Raw genomic sequence first — 18910 nt, forward strand, 5'->3', positions numbered from 1 at the left:
GCCGATCACGCGGCCGCCAAGGCGCCGTTGAGGAACACGTCGACGAGCTCCATCGTGGTGGGCTCGTCACCGGTCTCGCTGAACCGGATCCGCCCGCTGAACAGCAGCGACAGGAAGAGCGCCGCGGACTGTGACGGCGGCAGGCGGAGCCGGTCCTTCTCCGGTTCGAACAGCTCGGCCATGGCGTCGCGCATCGCGCTCATCGACTCCTTCCGCCGGTCTCGGCGATCGTCATGGCGGTGTTCCGGCCGCCTGCCGGAGCCGTGCATGACCGCCATCAGCGCGCCCATGCGCTGGAGGTGCGCGCTGAGCGCGTCGGCCGCCTCGATGAGCCTGTCGTCGAGGGACTGGTCGAGGTCGATGACCGCGATCGCGTCGAGTACCTGGTCGGGCTTCAGTGCCTCGGCGAAGCAGGTGGCGAACAGTTCGTCCTTGTCCTTGAACACGCGGAAGACGGTGCCCTCGCCGATGCCCGCGGCGCGGGCGATCTGGCTGGACGTGACACCGGCGCCGTGTTCCACCAGCAAGGGCAGCACGGACTGGACGATCATCCGGCGCCGCTCGTCGGCACTCATGCCTGGCGCTCTCCGCCGGGCGGTGGTTTCTGTCATGCGTCCAGTGTGCGGAGTGAGCACTCACTCCGTCAAGCGATTAAGGACGACGGCGGTCGCCGCCAAGGCGGTGCCTCAGTCGTCTTCGACCGCGTGGAAGATCAGCTTTGTCAGGTGCGGTCGCCAGGCATTGGGGATGAGGTCCGGCAAGGTCGCGCACGACGCGATGTCCGCGGCGACGATGACAGGTTGCTTGGTCACGCTGGAGAACATGGCGCGATCGCGCCCGTCGTCGCTTTCGAGGACCTTGAGGGCTTCTTTCCGAAACGACTCGCCGTCGGTGTCATCGGTACGACCCCTCAGCTCGTCAGGGCTGGGATTCATGAAGTCCATCTCGAGTACTCCAGACATCGAGCCACCCTTTCGCTCAGACTAACTCATGTACCGCTTGACCACGGAGTTCTGCAGGCGTTGATAGCACTTATGGAATAGCACTCTTCGGCTGAACAGGAACAATGCCCAGAGGGAGAGTACGATCGTGAACACTCGCACGCCATCTCGTGAAAAACTGTCGGCGAGGAATCTCGGCCAGCCATCGGGTGCGGTCACGCCACCGCGATTGATCATCGTGCTCACCAAGGCGTAGAAGGTCGAGAGGCCGACGAGCAGCAGGCCGACTCGGTTGACCAAGGGAAGCCGTGATCGAATTTCCTGCTGGAAGGCCTTCGAGAACCAGATCGAGGCGAAGCCTGGAAGTGCGACGAAGAGAGCGGTGACGTTGGTGCCCGCGTTCGGCGAGGTCACGAGCGGGTCCCAAGCCCCGTAGAACAGCCACAGGAAGGCCGCGGAGAAGAAGCAGAGCCAGGTCGCCGCCGCCGTCGTGCCCGGAGGGCGTTCACGGACGTATGCGTACGCGTACAGAAGGTGGTCGTTCGTCGCCGCTTTCCGGAGATTGCGCCCGTAGAGATGAGCGACCGGGCCGCCGGCGTCCCGGTCACCGAGAGTCTGTGCGTCGTTCTCGGCGCAGAACTTGCCGAGCGCCTTCTCCTGATCTTTTTGTGGTTGGCGAAGGGTGTTGTGGAGGACGAATCTCTGTTCTTTGAAATAGGTGCCCGTCGGCGACGGCATCGTGAAGTGGTAACTCCGGCAGAAGCTGTGCATCGACAGGGGAACCCAGAACCTGAACGGCTCCTGCCCGACCACTCGGCGGGCCCATTCCACGGTCCGGTGAAAGAGCCGGCGGCCCCGTAGCGGGCTGCCTTTCGGCGGAGCCGGTGGGTATTCCGCGGCGAACCGGGTTCGGTAGGACAGCGTCAGGCGGACGGTCTCGCCAGGGTGTCTCGTCAGATGGACCCAGGACAGGTGGCGCGCCGCGATGTATCGGCCGAGTACCTCGATGCGTTCCAGCGTGCCGGGGTGCAGGAGCAGACCGGACTCGCTGGCTTCGCGCAGCTTCAGGATGGACTTCCTCGCGTTCACCGAGGCTTCCCGTTTGCCCAGCGTCGGCAGGGAAAGGTATTGACGCTTCGCCAGGGCTATCCGGTTCCGCTGGTAGTCGCCAAGGCCGTTCGGCGCGATGTCGACGAGGGCCCACAGGACTTTGAGCAGCCAGGTCGTCCGCTCCGCCCACTCGGTCCGGCCGCAGACGTACAGTTGTTCTCCTCGCTGGTCTTCCACGCTGAAGTCGGTCATCAATCTGCCGCGTCGCATCACATGGATCGGCACGACCAACACCGGGTTCGCTTCGTTGAAGGCTTTGACGAAGGTGGGATCGGAGACGCTCTTTTCAGCAGGCAGCGCTTCGGCGAGTGTCGGCAGGTGCCAATCGAGAATGAGTTTTCGTCTGCATTCGCCATGGTCCACTTCGACGTGTTCGATGACGCGCGCGAACGGGCCGTCTTCGCCTTGGACGAGCCGGATCGCCAGAGCGGTCGAATAGGCTTTGGCGATTTTCTTGATCAACGCGTCGACGGTCATTTCGAGCCCTCCCCGGCCTGCGACTTCCCGCATTCCTGACTTGGGTGTCGAGGGCTCGGACGACTCTGTTACGCGACGTGATCGCGCCGTTAACTCGCAGTTGTCAGAGAAAGAGCTACAGGGCTGGGAAGGTCGAAAATCGACAACGGGCCCGCGTCAAACGCAGCGAAGGACGCTTTCCCCGCATCGCATGCGGCGAAAGCGTCCTTCACACGCGAAACGTCAGTAGGTGATCGCGACCGCCGGGTCGGCCAGCAAGGCGCCGACGTCGGCCAGGAACTCCGAGCCCTGCTGCCCGTCGACCACCCGGTGGTCGAAGCTCAGCGAAAGCTGGAGCACCTTGCGCACCTTGATCTCGCCGTCGACCACCCACGGGGTGTCCTTGATCGCGCCGAGGCACAGGATCGCGGACTCGCCCGGGTTGATGATCGGCGTCCCGGTGTCGACGCCGAAGACGCCGACGTTGGTGATGGTGATCGTGCCGCCGAGCATGGCCGCCGGGGTGGTCTTGCCCTCGCGGGCGACGTCGGTCAGCTCGGTGAGCGCGATCGCGAGTTCCTTGAGGGACATCGAATCCGCGTCACGGACCTTGGGCACGACGAGCCCGCGCGGAGTGGCCGCGGCGATCCCGAGGTGCACGTAGTCCTTGTAGACGATCTCCTGCGCCGCCTCGTCCCACACCGCGTTGACGTCCGGAGTGCGCTTGGCCGCCAGGCAGACGGCCTTCGCCGCGAAGGTCAGCGGGGTGACCTTGACCCCGGCGAACTCGCGCGACTTCTTGAGCTTCTCCCGGAATTCCATCATCGGCGTGACGTCGATGGTGAGGAATTCCGTGACGTGCGGGGCGGTGTACGCGCTCTGCACCATCGCGGCGGCGGTGGCCTTGCGGACGCCCTTGATCGGCACCCGGCGTTCCCGCGTCGCGGGGTCGTAGCCACTGTCCACAACGGACGGAGCGGCGACGGGCGCGGCCGAACCGTTGGCGGCCGCCTGCACGTCGTCACGGGTGATGACGCCGCCGTCGGCGGTGCCGGTGAGCGCGTGCAGATCGACGCCGAGGTCCTTGGCGAGCTTGCGCACCGGCGGCTTCGCCAGCGGCACGTAGCCGCCCTTCGGTTTCGAAGACACAGCAGGTGCGGCAGGAGCAGGAGCCGCGGCAACCGGAGCGGGAGCCGGGGCGGCCGGTGCCGCACCCTTACGCGCCCGCCGCTGCGTGACGACGGCCTTGGAGCCGTAGCCGACCAGCGGCTTCATCTCCTCTTCCGCCGGCTCTTCCGCCACGGGGGCGGCAGCGGGGGCCGCCTTGCCGTCCGGGTCGACGTCGATGGTGAGGATCGGCGCGCCGACCTCCACCGTCTGGCCCGGTTCGACGAGCAGTTCGGTGACCACGCCCGCCCACGGGATGGGCAGTTCGACGGCGGCCTTCGCGGTCTCGACCTCGACCACGATCTGGTTCACCGTCACGGTGTCACCCGGCTTGACCTGCCAGGCGATGATGTCGGCCTCGGTCAGCCCCTCCGCCGTGTCGGCGAGGGGGAAGTGTTTGTACTCGGGCATTTCAGCGATTTCCCCCTTACCAGGCGAGCGAACGGTCGACGGTGTGCAGCACGCGGTCCAGGTCGGGGAGGTAGTGCTCCTCGAGCTTGGCCGGCGGGTACGGCGTGTCGAATCCGGTCACCCGCAGCACGGGGGCTTCCAGCGAATAGAAGCATTCCTGCTGCACGCGCGCGGCGATCTCCGAGGTCAGCGACGACTCCGACGGTGCCTCGCTCAGCGCGATGAGCCGTCCGGTCTTGCGCACCGACTCGAACACCGGCTCCAGATCGAGCGGGGACAGCGTCCGCAGGTCGATGACCTCCAGGGACTTGCCCTCGTCCTCGGCGGCGGCCGCCGCGTCGAGCGCGACCTTCACCGACGGGCCGTACGCGACGACGGTGGCCGTCGTGCCTTCGCGGACGACGCGGGACTTGAACAGCGGGTCCGGCGTGGTGTCGGTGTCGACCTCGGACTTCATCGCGCCCGAGTGGTACAGCTTCTTCGGCTCGAAGAACAGGATCGGGTCGTCGGACTTGATCGCCTGCTGGATGCCCCAGTAGGCGTCGACGGCGTTCGACACCGACACGACCTTGAGGCCGGGGATGTGCGCGAACAGCGACTCCGGCGACTCCGAGTGGTGCTCGACCGCGCCGATGCCGCCACCGAACGGCACCCGGATCACAATGGGCATCTTGATCTTGCCCTGCGTGCGGTAGTGCAGCTTGGCGACCTGGCTGGAGATCTGGTCGAAGCCCGGAAAGATGAAGCCTTCGAACTGGATTTCGCACACCGGGCGGAAACCGCGGACGGCGAGGCCGACCGCGGTGCCGATAATGCCCGATTCCGCGAGCGGCGTGTCGAGGACGCGCTGCTCGCCGAAGTCCTTCTGCAGGCCGTCGGTGATGCGGAAGACGCCGCCGAGCTTGCCGACGTCCTCACCCATGATCAGGACCTTCGGGTCCTCTTCCATGGCGCGCCGGAGGCCGAGGTTGAGGGCCTTGCCGATGGTGAGTTTCTGGAGATCGGCCATTTCAGTGTTCACCTGCCCCGACGAAACCGTCCATGTACGAGAGGAACTCTTCACGCTGCGCGTCCAGCAGAGGCGTGGACTCCGCGTACACGTTGGAGAAGATCCGCTCCGGTGGCGGTTCGGGCATGTTGAAGCAGTAGTCGCGCAGCTCGGCCGCGAACGCGTCCGAATCGGCCTGCACCTGGTCGAAGAACGCCTGGTCGGCGCCGCCGCCGCGGGCGAGGTACGCCCGGACGCGCTCGATCGGGTCCTTCAGCTTCCACTCCTCCAGCTCGTCGGAGAGCCGGTAGCGGGTGGGGTCGTCGGTGGTGGTGTGCGCGTCCATCCGATAGGTGAACGCCTCGATCAGCACCGGGCCGTTGCCGTGACGGCACTCCTCCAGCGCCCAGCGGGAGACCGCGAGGCAGGCGAGGACGTCGTTGCCGTCCACGCGGATGCCGGGGAAGCCGTAGCCGCGGGCGCGCTGGTACAGCGGCAGGCGCGACTGGCGTTCGGTGGGCTCCGAGATCGCCCACTGGTTGTTCTGGCAGAAGAACACGAGCGGCGCGTCGTAGACGGCGGCCCAGACGAAGCCTTCGTGCACGTCGCCCTGCGAAGTCGCTCCGTCACCGAAATAACAGATGGTCGCTTCGCTGTCGTCGTCGCCGACCTTGCCTTCGAACTTCTGGCCCATCGCGTACCCGGCGGCGTTGAGCACCTGGTTGCCGATCACGATGGTGTACGGGTGGAAGCCGTGGGCCTTGTAGTCCCAGCCGCTGTGATCGGTGCAGCGGAAGATGCCGAGCACCTCTTTGAGGTCGACGCCTCGGGCATACGCGACGCCGTGCTCGCGGTAGCTGGGAAACGCCATGTCCCCCTTCCGCAGCGCCCGGCCGGAGCCGATCTGCGCGGCCTCCTGCCCGAGCAGCGGCACCCAGATGCCGAGCTGGCCCTGGCGCTGCATCGCGTTGGCCTCGCGGTCCGCGCGGCGGACCAGGACCATGTCGCGGTACAGGCCCTTGAGGGCTTCGGCGTCGATGTCGTCGACGTAGCGGTCGAATTGCGGCGAAGAGATCCGTTCGCCTTCGGGGGTGAGCAGCTGAGTCAGCTCAGCGCCACCTTCGCTCGTTGCTCGCAAACCGGCGATCACCTGTTCGGGGGAAGGTTGCGCCGCTACGGCGGCGGGACCATCTCCAGGCTCCGGGTGCGTCCAGTGTTCGGACGGCATGCGCTGCTCTCCTTGATGTCGGCGCCTCTGGCGGCCACTTGTGGCGGCCACAGTGACTGCGCCGGCGGGGACCAGCGCGTCGGATCTGAAGCGCTGGGTCACCGTCGGCGTTGACGGTTCGTGCGCACATCCTGGCATGCCGGACGCCGTTTTGGTCAGTGGCGGATGCTGATTTGTTGCTGAGAAAGGGTGTCTGATCAGGGAAAATGCTAGGAAGCCCGAGTGTGGGGCCGCCGAAAGTAGGGAATTCACCCGCGGGCCGACCAGCGGTCGACTCGGCCGGACGGGTGTCCTGCCCGGCTTGATCGATGACGATCCGTGCTCACCACTGTGATCCATCCCACTGCCCGGCACCCGTGGCAGGATGGCGGACGTGGAGCAGAAATCCGTACGCGAAACCGTGGTTTCGAACTGGACGAACGACGTCCTTCCCAGCCTGTCCGGCCTGGTGGCGATCCCCGCCTTGTCGCCGGCGTTCGACACCGAGTGGGCGAAGACCGGTCATCTCGCCGCCGCCGTCGAGCACGTCCGCTCCTGGATCGCCGCCCGGGAGATCCCCGGCGCGACGCTCGAGGTCGTGGAGCTCGAGGGCCGCAGCCCGCTGCTGGTCGTCGACATCCCGGCGACGTCCGAAGCCGCCGACAAGGGCACCGTGCTGATGTACGGGCACCTCGACAAGCAGCCGCCGGTCGGCGGCTGGTCCGAGGGGCTCGACCCGTGGACGCCGGTGATCCGCGACGGGCGGCTGTACGGCCGCGGCGCGGTCGACGACGGCTACTCCGGCTACGCGGCGACGACGGCGATCGAAGCCGTGCGCGCCGCCGGCGGTGAGCACTCCCGCGCGGTGGTGCTGCTCGAGACCGGTGAGGAGTCCGGCAGCCCGGACCTCCCCGCCTACGTCGAGCACCTGAAGGAGAAGCTCGGCGAGGTCTCTCTGGTCGTCTGCCTCGACGCCGGCGGCACCGACTACAAGCGCCTGTGGCTCACCACGAGCCTGCGCGGCATGCTGCACGTCAACGTCACCGTGAAGGTGCTCGAGTCCGCGCAGCACTCCGGCATGGCCAGCGGCATCGTGGCGAGTTCGTTCCGTGTCCTGCGTGCCCTGATCGACCGGATCGAGAACGTCGAGACCGGCGAGATCAAGCTCGCCGAACTCAGCGTCGACATCCCGGAGAACCGCGTCGACGAGGCGCGCGGCGTCGTCGAGATCGCGCCCGGCGCGGCGAAGACGCTCTTCCCGGTGGTCGGCCGGACGGTCTCCGACGACGATCTGGAACTGCTGCTCAACAACTCGTGGCGGCCGACGCTGTCGGTGATCGGCGCGGAGGGCTTCCCGCTCCCGGCCGACGCGGGCAACGTGCTGCGCGACCACACCACGCTCACGCTGAGCTTCCGGCTCCCGCCGACCGCCAACGCGCAGGCCGCGATGGAGGCGGTCCGCCGCGTGCTCACCACCGACGTGCCCTACGGCGCTTCGGTCGAGCTCGGCGATTTCCAGGCCGAGAACGGCTGGAACGCGCCGGACACCGCGCCGTGGCTCGACGAGGTCCTGCACCACGTGAGCGGCGAGGTCTTCGGCGCGCCGCACAAGAGCTACGGCATGGGCGGGTCGATCCCGTTCATGGGGCTGCTCGGCGAGAAGTACCCGGACGCGCAGTTCGTGGTCACCGGCGCCTGCGGGCCGGACTCGAACATCCACGTGCCGGACGAGTGGCTGAACATCGACTTCGCGCAGCGGGTCACCGAGGCGGTCGCGCACATCCTGGACGCGCACGCCCGGAGCTGATCTCCCCGCTCACGCTGCAGTGAAAGGCCCCTTCGTCGCAAAATCTGCGATGGAGGGGCCTTTCATCGCACGCGCGGGAGGATCATGTTCGAGGGCTTCGAGCTCGAAAACGTCGACACCGGCGAAGTGACCCTCAGGGTCCGCCACGGCGGGTCGGGGCCGCCTCTCGTTCTCCTGCACGGACATCCCCGCACGCACACCACCTGGTACGACGTCGCGCCCCGGCTCGCGGACGCGTTCACCGTCGTCTGCCCGGATCTCCCCGGCTACGGCCAATCCTCGAAACCCGAGACCACCGAAGACCATTCCGCGCACTCGAAACGCGCCATGGCGCGGCACATCGTCGCGCTCATGCGGCATCTCGGCCATGAACGGTTCGCCGTCGCCGGGCACGACCGCGGCAGTTACGTCGCGCATCGGCTGGCGATGGACCACCACGAAAACGTCACGAAGCTGGTCGTTCTCGACGGCGTGCCGATCGGCGAGGCACTCGCCCGCGCCGGCGCGGACTTCGCGCGGAAATGGTGGCACTGGTTCTTCTTCGGCCAGCTCGCGAAACCCGCCGAACGCGTGATCAACGCCGATCCGGACGCCTGGTACGGCGGCGATCCGGAGAAGATGGGCGCGGAGAACCACGCCGATTTCCTGCGCGCGATCCACGATCCCGAGACGGTCCACGCCATGCTCGAGGACTACCGCGCCGGCCTCGGGCCCGACCGCGAAGCCGACGACGCGGACAAGGCGGCCGGGCGGAAACTCGGCTGTCCCGTCCTCATGCTGTGGTCCAGCCGCGACGACATGGCCGAGCTGTACGGCGATCCGATCGCGGTGTGGCGCGAATGGGCCGACGACGTCCGCGGCTTCGCCATCGAGTCCGGGCACCACATGGCCGAGGAGAACCCGGCCGATCTCGCGGCGGCGTTGCGGGAGTTCCTGGTCTAGGCGAACTTGTTCAGCGCCGCGGCCAGCTCCGTCAGCTGCGGCGTGAAGCGCTGGTACGAGAACGGCGTCTCGTTGTTCCACGGGATCAGCTTCCCCGCCTTCACCGCGGGCAGCTGGGCCCAGGTCGGCACGCCGCCGAGCCCGTCCGGGCCGAGCGAGAGCGAACCGCCGCGGTTGTCGTACATGATCACGTCGGCCGGGTACTTTCCGATGTTCTCCCAGCTGATCTGCTGGTAGTAGCCGCCCTGGCTCTCGTCCGGCGCCTCCGGCGTGACGAAGTCCAGCCCCTTGCTCTGGTAGTGCTTCGAGGTCGCGAACTTCGGCGCGTTCGAGACGTAGACGGCGTCCTTCTGCGCGGACACGAGAAGGATCTTCAGCCCGGCGGCCTTCTTCGCCGCCTCGCCGAGCGCGGCGTCGGCCTTCTCGTACTCCTCCTTCGCGGCTCGAATCGCCGGAGTCTCGGTGTCGGCGCCGAGCGCCTTCGCGAGCGAAATGAACTTCGCGATCCCCTCGGGCATCGAGATGTCCTGCAGCCGGATCCCGACGCTCGGCGCGGCCTTGTCGATCTTCTCCGTCTGCGTGTCCGGGACGTACCACATCTGTTCCTTGAGGTACATCACGCTGATCAGCAGCTGCGGGTCGAGCGAGACGAACTTGTCGAAGTTGAACTCGTTCCACACGTTCCCGAGCGAGGTCACCGTGTTCAGGTCGACGCCGCCCGCCTGCGGGTCCGGCTTGCCGTCGGCGAACTTCGACGGGCCGAAGATCCCGACCGACTTCACCCCGAGGTCCCACAGCGCCGCCGCCGCGGTCACCTGCGCGACGATCCTGGTCGGTCGCTCGCCTTCGAGTTTCCGGCCGCGGTCGTCGGTGAACGACCAGGTCGCGCCCGCTCCCTGCGTGGGCGTCTCGTCCTGGTAGCCGCAGGCGGTCAGGAGGCCGGTGGCGCCGAGCGCCGCGGTGCCGGCGAGGAAGCCGCGTCGAGAGAGGTGCATGGAGATCTTCTTTCACCGAGGGACCGAAATTCGTCGTTAGGCTAGCCTTCGCTTACTCTGAGGGTCATGGTCCAGGTCACGGAGCGCGTCAGATCACCCCGGACCAGCGTTTCCGTGAGAACGCTGGTCCTGGTGGGGTCCCTGACAGCGCTCGTCGCGGTCATCCTGCTGTCGATCGGCTTCGGCTCGAATCGCCTTTCGCTCGGCGAAGTGCTGCACGCCCTCTTCGCCTACGACGGCAGCTACAACGACGTCGTCGTCCGCGACGATCGCCTGCCCCGCACGGTGCTGGGCGTACTGGTGGGGATGGCGCTCGCGCTGGCGGGCTCGCTCATGCAGGCGATCACCCGCAACCCGGTCGCGGAACCCGGCCTGCTCGGCATCAACCACGGCGCCGCCGTCGCGATCGTGCTCGGCTCGACACTGTTCTCGGTGACTTCGCCCGGCGAGTACGTCTGGTTCGCCTTCGCCGGGGCACTCGCGGGGACCGCGCTGGTCTCGGTGATCGGCGGGACGCGGGGCGCCACTAGCCCGCTGCGGCTGGTGCTGGCCGGCGTCGCGATCCAGGCGGTGTTCGTCGGGATCAACCAGGGCATGCAGATGGTCAACACGCACAACCTGCAGGCCATGCGGTTCTGGCTGGTCGGCTCGCTGGTCAACCGGAACCTGGATCAGCTGTCGGTGTTGCTGCCGTTCTTCGCCGCGGGAGTGGTGATCGCGATCGTGCTGGCCCGCGCGCTGAACGCGCTGGCGCTGGGTGAGGACACGGCCCGCGGTCTCGGCGCGAATCCGGCGCTCGTCCGCGTCGCCGGGATGGTCGCCGTCGGCCTGCTTTCGGCGTCGGCGACCGCGGCCTGCGGGCCGATCGCCTTCGTCGGCCTGATGATCCCGCACGTCGTCCGGTCGCTGATCGGCCAGGACGAGCGCTGGGTGCTGCTGATTTCGGCACTGCTCGGGCCGGTGCTGCTGCTCGGCTGCGACGTCCTCGGCCGCCTGCTCGGCTCGCCGGGCGAGATCCAGGTCGGTGTGATGACCGACGTCGTCGGCGGGATCGCGTTCGTGATCGTGGCCCGACGGCTGAAGGCGGTGCGCCGATGACCGCGCTCGTCCGCCGTGAGTCCGGTTTGGACGGACGATCGCTGATCGTCGTCGCCGTGCTGGCCTTGGTGACACTGACGCTCGTCGTGCTTTCGGTCGGCACCGGCGACTACGAGATGAGCCCCGGCGAAGTGCTCGCGACCCTGGCCGGCCAAGGGACGAAGGCGCAGTACCTGGTCGTCATGGGACGGCTTCCGCGCGTGCTGGTCGCGATCCTCGTCGGTGCCGCGCTGGCGCTCGCCGGGGCCGTCTTCCAGACGCTCACCCGGAATCCGCTCGGCAGCCCGGACATCATCGGCTTCACCACCGGTTCGGCGACCGGCGGCATCGTGACGTTGCTGCTCTTCGGCTCCGGCCCGGGGCTCGTCTCGCTCGGCGCGCTGGCGGGCGGGCTGCTGACCGCGCTGGTCGTGATGGCGTTGTGCGCGCCGCACGGTCTGCTGAGTTCACGGCTGGTGCTGCTCGGGATCGCGGTCAGCGCGGTGCTGGTCGGCGTGAACTCGTACCTGCTGGTGAAGGCGAATCTCGAAGCCGCCGCGCAGGCGGTCGGCTGGCTGGTCGGTGACCTTTCCGGCCGCGACTGGAGCTACTTCGTGCCGCTGGCGGTCGCGATGGCGGTGTTCGTCCCGATCGTGTTCGTCAACGGCCGTGCGCTGCGCATGCTGGAGATGGGCGACGACACCGCCACCGGCATCGGTGTCGACGTCCACCGCGTGCGGCTGACGCTGGTGCTGGTCGCGGTCGCGCTGGTCGCCGCCGCCACCGCGGCGACCGGACCGCTCCCGTTCATCGCCCTCGCCGCGCCCCAGCTCGCGCGCCGGATGACGCGCCTGCCGGGGCCCAACCTGGTGGCGTCGGCCGTCGTCGGGGCGGCACTGGTCGTCGCGGCGGACTACCTCGGCCAGCGGCTGCTGGAGTCCTCGCTGCTGCCCGCGGGCGTCGTCGCGGCGGCCCTCGGCGGCGCGTACCTGCTCTGGCTGTTGCTCCGGCGACGGACCTAGGTCAGCCGGGTCAGCTGCACCGAGACGTCCAAAGTGGACTGACCGCCACCGGTGAAGATGCCCTTGAGCGGCGGCACGTCGGCGTAGTCGCGGCCGTACGCGACCCAGACGTGCCGCGGCCCCACCGGTATCGCGTTCGTCGGGTCGTAGGCCCACCAGCCGCCGGTCCAGACGTCGACCCAGGCGTGGCTTTCGCCTTCGACCGTCTCGCCGAGCTTCGCCTCCGGTTTCGTGTGCAGGTACCCGGAGACGTAGCGCGCCGGGACGCCGATCGCACGCAGCATCACCAGCGTGACATGCGCGAAGTCCTGGCAAACCCCTTCGCGCGCACGCCACGCGTCGGTCGCCGTGCTGTGCACACCGGTCGTCCCAGGCTGGTACTTGAGCTGTTGGTTGACCCATTCGCAGACCGCGAGCACGGCCTCCGCCGGGTCGAGCCCCTTCCGCAGTTCGCGGGCGACCTTCGTCAGCTCCGGATCGCGGGGCGTGTACGGCGTCGGGGTCAGGTACTCGGTGCGATGGTCGACGACGGTGTCGCCGCGAAGGTCCTTCCACGTCGCCGAGCGGACCGGCTCGCCCTCGTCGGCGGTCTCGACCACCGACGTCGCGAGCACGGTGAACTCGGTGTGCGGCGCGTGCAGGTCGAACGAGGTCACGACGGTGCCCCAGTAATCCGTGTACCGGTAGGCACGGGTCGCCGGCGTCGTCTCGACACGGTTCACGACCGTCGTCTGCCGCCGGTCGGATCGCGGGGTCAGCCGCGCTTCGTTGTACGACTGCGTGGCCGGCGTCGCGTACCGGTATCCGGTCCGGTGGGCCACCCGAAGCTGCCAGGTCACAGCGAAACCTCCGCACCGCTCCAGGCCACCCAAGGCGACGAATGGAAGTACTGCACCGAAACCGCGTCGCCGATGTCCTTGATCGCGGTCTGCAGGGCGCCGAGCCGTCCCGGCAGGTCCTCCAGCAGATCGGATTGCCGCAGGAACTCAAGCTCGCTACGGGCGCGGCCGAGCTGCCGCAGCGCCTCGGACTTTTCGTTGGCGCGCGAGTTGACGCCGGGGTCCAGCCGCTCCAGGCATTCCTCGGCCTGCCGCAACGCATGGAACACCGAACGCGGGAACAGCGTGTCCCGCAACAGGAACTGCACGACGCGGGCGGCGTCGAGCGCGCCGCGATAGGTCCGCAGGTAGGTGTCCTGCGCGCCCGCCGAACGGAGCACGGTGATCCAGCCGGGTGACGACGCGCTGTCCTGGACCCGCGAGAGCAGCAGCCGCACCACCATGTCCGCGCGTTCGATCGAGCGGCCGAGCACCATGAACAGCCAGCCGTCGTCGCGGCTCATCGTCGAATCGGCGAGCCCGGCGAACATCGCCGCGCGTTCCTCCACGAAGGACAGGAACGCGTGCGGACCGGCTCGGCGCGCGTACCGCTGCCTGTCCGGCACCGCGTTCCACGTCGCGTTCAGGCATTCCCACAGCTCGGTCGAAACGACCTCGCGGGCGCCGCGCGTGTTCTCGCGGGCGGAGTTGATCGACCCGACGATCGACGCGGGATTGTCCTTGGCGTAGGCGACCAGTTCGGTCAGCTTCCACACGTCGAGCGAATCCATGCCCTCGGGCGAGATGCCGAGGACGGCGAGCAGCTGGCGGCTCGCGTGGTCCGGGTCGACGCTCGCGTCTTCGAGCAGCTGATGCACGGAGACGTTGAGGATCCGGGAGGTGTCATCGGCACGTTCGACGTACCGGCCGATCCAGTACAGCGATTCCGCGTTGCGGGCGAGCACATCAACCTCCCTTTATGCCTGCTGCTGCTGTTGTTGCTGGGTGGTGGTCAGCTCGGGGCCCTGCTCGGCGACCAGACCGTCCACTTGGGACAGCGCGCCGAGCGCGGGCCGTTCCAGCTCTCGCTCCGCCGTCGACGACCGCGGCGCCAGCACCCAGGTGTCCTTGGATCCGCCACCCTGCGACGAGTTGACCACCAGGCTGCCCTCGGGGAGCGCGACCCTGGTCAGCCCGCCCGGCAGGACGAAGATCTCCTTGCCGTCGTTGACCGCGAACGGGCGGAGGTCGACGTGCCGCGGCGCCAGCCGATCGTCCACTTTGGACGGAACGGTGGACAGCTGGACCACCGGCTGGGCGATCCAGCCGCGTTTGTGCGCCCGCACCTTCCGCTTCAGCGCGGTCAGCTCGGCCTGCGTCGCCTCCGGGCCGAACACGATGCCGTATCCGCCCGAACCCTCGACCGGTTTGATCACCAGCTCGTCCATATGCCGCATGACGTGGTCGAACTCGTCCGGCAGCCAGCACCGGAAGGTGTCCACGTTGGGCAGCAGCGGCTTCTCGTTGAGGTAGTACTTCACCATCTCGGGCACGTAGGTGTAGACGAGCTTGTCGTCGCCGACGCCGTTGCCCACCGCGTTCGCGATCACCACGTTGCCCGCGCGCGCCGCGTTCAGGACCCCGGCCACGCCGAGCACGGAATCGGGCCGGTAGTGCACCGGATCGAGGAACTCGTCGTCGATCCGCCGGTAGATGACGTCGACCTGCCGCTCGCCCTCGGTGGTGCGCAGATAGACGACGTTGTCGCGGCAGAACATGTCGCGGCCTTCGACCAGCTCGACCCCCATCAGCCGGGCCAGCAGCGAATGCTCGAAGTACGCGGAGTTGTGCACGCCGGGCGTGAGCACGACGACCATCGGGTCGGCGACGTTCGCGGCGGCCGCGGCCCGCAGCGCGCGCAGCAGATGCGAGGCGTAATCGCCGACGGGGCGCACCCGGTGCTGGGCGAACAGATCCGGGAACACGCGCGCCATCGTGCGGCGGTTCTCCATCACGTACGACACGCCGGACGGGTTGCGGAGGTTGTCCTCCAGTACCCGGAAGGTGCCCTCCTCGTCACGCACCAGGTCCACACCGGACACATGGATGCGGACGCCGTTGGGCGGGTTGATCCCGAACGCCTCGCGCTGGAAATGCTCACACGAGGTGATCAGCCGTCGCGGGAGAACGCCGTCACGCAGGATCTGCCGGTCGCCGTACACGTCGGCGAGAAACGCTTCGAGCGCGCGGACCCGTTGCGCCACACCGCGTTCGAGTTTGCTCCATTCGGCGGTGGTGATCACGTGCGGCACCAGGTCGAGCGGGAACGGGCGTTCCTGACCGGACAGCGAGAAGGTGATGCCCTGATCCACCATGGCCCGGTCGATCGCCGCAGACCGGGACGAAAGGTCCGCCGACGTCAGCGCGGAGATCGATTCGTACAGCGCGCGGTACGGCTGGCGGACCGTGCCGTCGGCGGTGAACATCTCGTCGTACGCGCCCGCGTGCGGCCGGGACGGCGAAAGATAGCCGTCGAACTGGGCCCCGGGCTTCGCCGCGCGCCGCGCCGACGTCGTCGTCCGCGCGCGTCGGCCCGCAGGTGGGAGCCGGGGCGCCGAGTTGTTGTTCATGGTCGCCATACTCGCTCACCCTGCCATGCCGGCGCGATACCTCATGCAACGCCCGTGACGGCCGAAACGGCGCTGTAACGTCGTAGTGCTGTGATTGCCGCCGGATGAGTGGCAATATGCGTGCTCTCGACACATGGGAACTACGAGGAGTGACGACGTGGCTCGATTCAAAGCGCTCGCCCTGATCCCGGCGCTCGCCCTGGCCGCGGGTGCGCTGTCCGCGTGCGGCGAGGAAGGCGGAACCGCGGCCGGCGGCGTCCAGCTCGTCGCGTCCGGCAAGGTCACCACCTGCACGCACCTGCCCTACCAGCCCTTCCAGGTCAAGCAGGGCGACAAGATCGTCGGCTTCGACGTCGACCTGGTCGACCTGGTCGGCAAGAAGCTGGGTGTCGAGCAGAGCATCGTCGACATCGCCTTCGAGAACATCGAGTCCGGCGAAGCGATGAACAGTGGCCAGTGCGACCTCGCCGCCGCCGGCATGACGATCACCGACAAGCGCAAGGAGAAGTTCGACTTCTCCGACCCGTACTTCGAGGCGACCCAGGCGCTGCTGGTCAAGACCGGTTCGCCGATCAAGGACTTCTCCAACGTCACGGGCAAGAAGATCGGTGTCCAGTCGGCCACCACCGGCGCCGACTACGCCAAGGAGAAGGCCAAGGGCGCCGAGATCGTCACCTTCGACGACCTCGCGCTGCTGGAGCAGGCCGTCAAGAACGGCACGGTCGACGCGGGCGTCAACGACAACGGCGTGCTCTACGACTTCGCGAAGACGAACCCGGACACGACGGTCGTCACCGAGTTCAAGACGAACGAGTTCTACGGCATCGGCGTGAAGAAGGGCAACAGCGCCCTCCTCGGCCAGGTCAACGAGGTGCTCAAGGCGTCCGTGGCGGACGGTTCCTACGCGCAGATCTACCAGAAGTGGTTCGGCAAGGCGCCGACCTGGCAGCCGGGCAGCCCGACCGCCGGTTGATAATCAGCTCTCCTGTGGCCGGTGCCAGCGCACCGGCCACAGGCTTGTCGCCACCTGTTTGAGGAGAGAAATGGCTTTGAGCCGCCGCCAGCGACGTTCGGCGTTCCGGACCGGGCAATACGTCCTGCTGCTGGTGATCGTCATCGTGCTCGCGCTGCTGGCCGACTGGAGCAAGATCGGCAAGGCGTTCTTCGATCTCGATGTCGCCGCCAAGCAGTTCCCCGACGTGATCACGGTCGCGCTGAAGAACACCGTCGTCTTCACCGCGCTCGGTTTCGTGCTCGGTCTCGGGCTGGGCCTCCTGCTCGCCCTGATGAGACTTTCCTCGGTCGGCCCGTACCGCTGGTTCGCGCGCGGGTACATCGAGTTCTTCCGCGGCCTGCCCGCGCTGCTGATCTTCCTCGCCGTCGGCATCGGTGTGCCCACGGCGTTCAACACGCAGGTGCCGCGCAACGTCGCGATCATGCTGGCGCTGGGCATCGTGTCCTCGGCGTACATGGCGGAGACCATCCGCGCCGGTATCCAGGCGGTGCCGCGTGGACAGGTCGAGGCCGCGCGTTCGCTCGGTATGTCCCCCGCACGCGCGATGATCACCGTCGTGATCCCGCAGGCGTTCCGGATCATCCTGCCGCCGCTGGCGAACGAGCTGATCATGCTGACGAAGGACTCGTCGCTGGCGTTCCTGCTCGGCACCACCCCGGCGCAGCAGGAACTCGCGCAGTTCAGCCGCCAGGCGCTGCTGGAGGCCAAGGGCCTGACCCCGATCGTCGTCGCCGGTCTGTGTTATCTGGTCATCACCATCCCGCTGTCGATCCTGCAGCAGCGGCTAGAGAAGAAATACGGAGCCGGAGTGCCCGGCGGAGGAACGGTATGAGCACCCAGACGATCGTCGAAGTTTCGGGACTGCACAAGGCGTTCGGCGAGCTCGAGGTGCTCAAGGGCATCGACCTGGAGGTCCAGCGGGGCCAGGTCGTCTGCATCATCGGCCCGTCGGGCTCGGGCAAGTCGACGCTGCTGCGCTGCGTCAACCTCCTCGAGGAACCGCAGCAGGGCAAGATCGTCGTCAACGGCAGCGAGATCACCGACCCGGACGTCGACATCGACGGCGCCCGCACGAAGATCGGCATGGTCTTCCAGTCGTTCAACCTCTTCTCGCATCTGAGCGTGCTCGACAACCTCACCGTCGCGCAGCGCAAGGTGTTGAAGCGCGGCAAGGAAGAGGCGGAGCGCATCGCGCGGGAAAACCTCGCGAAGGTCGGGCTCGCGGAGAAGGAAACGTCGCTGCCGACACAGCTTTCCGGCGGTCAGCAGCAGCGCGTCGCGATCGCCAGGGCGCTTTCGATGGACCCCGACGTCATGCTGTTCGACGAACCGACGTCTGCGCTGGACCCGGAACTGGTCGGCGACGTCCTCGCGGTCATGCGGCAGCTCGCGCAGGAGGGCATGACGATGCTCGTCGTCACGCATGAAATGCAGTTCGCGCGGGAGGTGGCCGACATCGTGCTGTTCATGGACGGCGGCGTCGTCGTCGAGCACGGCTCGCCGGACCAGGTGATCGGGGACCCGCAGGAGGAACGCACGAAGACGTTCCTCTCGCGGGTCCTGAACCCGAACCACCAGGGCTAACGCCCGCGGAGCTCCGACTCCAGCTGGACCACCTTGGCGACGATTTCGTGCGGCCCGGCGCCCATGAGGCTCACCCAGCCCTTGGCGTCCGGGCCGAACACGACGCGGCCGTGTTCGGTGTCCATCCAGCCCGGCGGCCGCTCGACGCGTTTCCGGTTGCCGCCGCCGTCACGGATGGCGACGTAAAGCCGTCCGAAGAAGGTGTGCGGCGACCGGATCCACTGGAGGATCTTCTTGGCGTCGCGGATACTCGGGCTGGTGCCGGTCAGCATTTCGCCCTTCATCAGGACCTGCAGATCGGCTTCCGAGCAGTTCAACGACGGCGTGCGCGCGGGGGCGGCCTCGGGGAGCATGCCGGTGAAATCCTGCGCCAGCGTGTCCGGCCGCGTCGGTGTCAGGTAGACGACCTTGTCGACCAAGACGACCTTGACCGCTTCCCGGCCACTTCCCGCGGCGCGAACGGTCCGCTCACGCCCCTCGGACTTCACCCACGAGTAGTACTCAACCGCCGGCCGCTGCAGGAAACGCAGCGTGTCGAGGAATTCGTCGTCGATCCGGCCACGCCTGAGCAGGCCCTGTCCGTCCAATTCGGACTGCGCGGTCGCGGCGAGCTCGCGACGTTCCTCGGGCAGGTACCACTGCGCGCCACGGACGAGCGTCGGATGGATGTCGCCGAGATTGTGTTGGTCCAGCAGGGTTTCGTAGGTCTGGAGCGTCAGATCGACGGGTTTCCGCAGCAC

The 18910-nt window shown here is 67.7% G+C and carries 18 protein-coding genes; 7 read left to right on the plus strand and 11 right to left on the minus strand.

The window, feature by feature from the left end; translation table 11 throughout:
* Positions 1 to 5: 5 nt before the first annotated feature.
* The 6 genes from ACIRGA_RS05170 to pdhA all read right to left on the minus strand — a co-directional run bounded on the left by ACIRGA_RS05170 (position 6) and on the right by pdhA (position 6301).
* Entirely contained in the window at positions 6 to 575 is a 570-nt protein-coding gene (locus tag ACIRGA_RS05170) for a TetR/AcrR family transcriptional regulator (protein WP_400936823.1), read from the minus strand.
* A 111-nt stretch (positions 576 to 686) separates the two neighbouring features.
* Entirely contained in the window at positions 687 to 944 is a 258-nt protein-coding gene (locus tag ACIRGA_RS05175) for a hypothetical protein (RefSeq protein WP_400936672.1), read from the minus strand.
* A 39-nt stretch (positions 945 to 983) separates the two neighbouring features.
* Entirely contained in the window at positions 984 to 2528 is a 1545-nt protein-coding gene (locus ACIRGA_RS05180; protein ID WP_400936674.1) for a hypothetical protein, read from the minus strand.
* A 222-nt stretch (positions 2529 to 2750) separates the two neighbouring features.
* Positions 2751 to 4085, minus strand: a complete 1335-nt coding sequence (locus tag ACIRGA_RS05185; protein ID WP_400936676.1) for a dihydrolipoamide acetyltransferase family protein — start codon at positions 4083 to 4085, stop codon at positions 2751 to 2753.
* A 16-nt stretch (positions 4086 to 4101) separates the two neighbouring features.
* Entirely contained in the window at positions 4102 to 5094 is a 993-nt protein-coding gene (locus ACIRGA_RS05190) for an alpha-ketoacid dehydrogenase subunit beta (RefSeq protein WP_400936678.1), read from the minus strand.
* A gap of 1 nt (position 5095) precedes the next feature.
* Complete coding sequence (pdhA, locus tag ACIRGA_RS05195; RefSeq protein WP_400936680.1) at positions 5096 to 6301, minus strand: pyruvate dehydrogenase (acetyl-transferring) E1 component subunit alpha; 1206 nt, start codon at positions 6299 to 6301, stop codon at positions 5096 to 5098.
* Between the two features lie 373 nt (positions 6302 to 6674).
* Between pdhA and ACIRGA_RS05200 the strand changes: the two genes are divergently transcribed.
* Positions 6675 to 8087, plus strand: coding sequence for a M20/M25/M40 family metallo-hydrolase (locus ACIRGA_RS05200; protein WP_400936682.1), 1413 nt, complete (start codon positions 6675 to 6677; stop codon positions 8085 to 8087).
* Positions 8088 to 8171: 84 nt separating this feature from the next.
* Positions 8172 to 9029 (plus strand): alpha/beta fold hydrolase, encoded by an 858-nt coding sequence (locus ACIRGA_RS05205; protein ID WP_400936684.1) that lies wholly within the window; start codon positions 8172 to 8174, stop codon positions 9027 to 9029.
* Here the strand turns inward: ACIRGA_RS05205 and ACIRGA_RS05210 are convergent.
* The gene (locus tag ACIRGA_RS05210) at positions 9026 to 10024 is read right to left on the minus strand and encodes an ABC transporter substrate-binding protein (RefSeq protein ID WP_400936686.1); all 999 of its coding nucleotides are present in this window, start codon (positions 10022 to 10024) and stop codon (positions 9026 to 9028) included. The two genes, ACIRGA_RS05205 and ACIRGA_RS05210, sit on opposite strands and share 4 nt — an antisense overlap.
* Before the next feature lie 132 nt (positions 10025 to 10156).
* Here ACIRGA_RS05210 and ACIRGA_RS05215 point away from each other — a divergent pair, with 132 nt between their 5' ends.
* Positions 10157 to 11122, plus strand: a complete 966-nt coding sequence (locus tag ACIRGA_RS05215; protein WP_400936688.1) for a FecCD family ABC transporter permease — start codon at positions 10157 to 10159, stop codon at positions 11120 to 11122.
* Complete coding sequence (locus ACIRGA_RS05220; protein WP_400936690.1) at positions 11119 to 12123, plus strand: FecCD family ABC transporter permease; 1005 nt, start codon at positions 11119 to 11121, stop codon at positions 12121 to 12123. Before ACIRGA_RS05215 ends, ACIRGA_RS05220 begins: the two co-directional genes overlap by 4 nt.
* On the opposite strand, the gene ACIRGA_RS05225 is transcribed toward ACIRGA_RS05220, so the two are convergent.
* Genes ACIRGA_RS05225 through ACIRGA_RS05235 form a run of 3 tightly spaced genes read right to left on the minus strand, consistent with a single transcriptional unit; the run spans position 12120 to position 15580 of the window.
* Entirely contained in the window at positions 12120 to 12962 is an 843-nt protein-coding gene (locus tag ACIRGA_RS05225) for a transglutaminase family protein (protein WP_073845853.1), read from the minus strand. The two genes, ACIRGA_RS05220 and ACIRGA_RS05225, sit on opposite strands and share 4 nt — an antisense overlap.
* A complete protein-coding gene (locus ACIRGA_RS05230; RefSeq protein ID WP_400936692.1) occupies positions 12959 to 13906 on the minus strand; it encodes an alpha-E domain-containing protein in 948 nt (315 codons plus the stop codon). The genes ACIRGA_RS05225 and ACIRGA_RS05230 overlap by 4 nt, the downstream gene beginning before the upstream one ends.
* A gap of 12 nt (positions 13907 to 13918) precedes the next feature.
* Positions 13919 to 15580: a circularly permuted type 2 ATP-grasp protein gene (locus ACIRGA_RS05235; RefSeq protein WP_400936694.1), complete on the minus strand. Its 1662-nt coding sequence runs from the start codon at positions 15578 to 15580 to the stop codon at positions 13919 to 13921.
* 148 nt (positions 15581 to 15728) lie between these two features.
* On the opposite strand from ACIRGA_RS05235, the gene ACIRGA_RS05240 reads away from it, so the two are divergent.
* From ACIRGA_RS05240 to ACIRGA_RS05250, 3 genes are all read left to right on the plus strand, one after another.
* Entirely contained in the window at positions 15729 to 16544 is an 816-nt protein-coding gene (locus ACIRGA_RS05240) for a basic amino acid ABC transporter substrate-binding protein (RefSeq protein ID WP_400936696.1), read from the plus strand.
* 70 nt (positions 16545 to 16614) lie between these two features.
* A complete protein-coding gene (locus tag ACIRGA_RS05245) occupies positions 16615 to 17418 on the plus strand; it encodes an amino acid ABC transporter permease (protein ID WP_400936698.1) in 804 nt (267 codons plus the stop codon).
* On the plus strand, positions 17415 to 18170 hold the full coding sequence (locus ACIRGA_RS05250) for an amino acid ABC transporter ATP-binding protein (protein WP_400936700.1): 756 nt from the start codon (positions 17415 to 17417) through the stop codon (positions 18168 to 18170). Before ACIRGA_RS05245 ends, ACIRGA_RS05250 begins: the two co-directional genes overlap by 4 nt.
* On the opposite strand, the gene ACIRGA_RS05255 is transcribed toward ACIRGA_RS05250, so the two are convergent.
* Complete coding sequence (locus ACIRGA_RS05255; protein ID WP_400936702.1) at positions 18167 to 18910, minus strand: ESX secretion-associated protein EspG; 744 nt, start codon at positions 18908 to 18910, stop codon at positions 18167 to 18169. The genes ACIRGA_RS05250 and ACIRGA_RS05255 overlap by 4 nt on opposite strands.

The sequence above is a fragment of the Amycolatopsis sp. NPDC102389 genome (assembly GCF_044765885.1).
In the GTDB taxonomy this organism is placed as follows: Bacteria; Actinomycetota; Actinomycetes; order Mycobacteriales; family Pseudonocardiaceae; genus Amycolatopsis.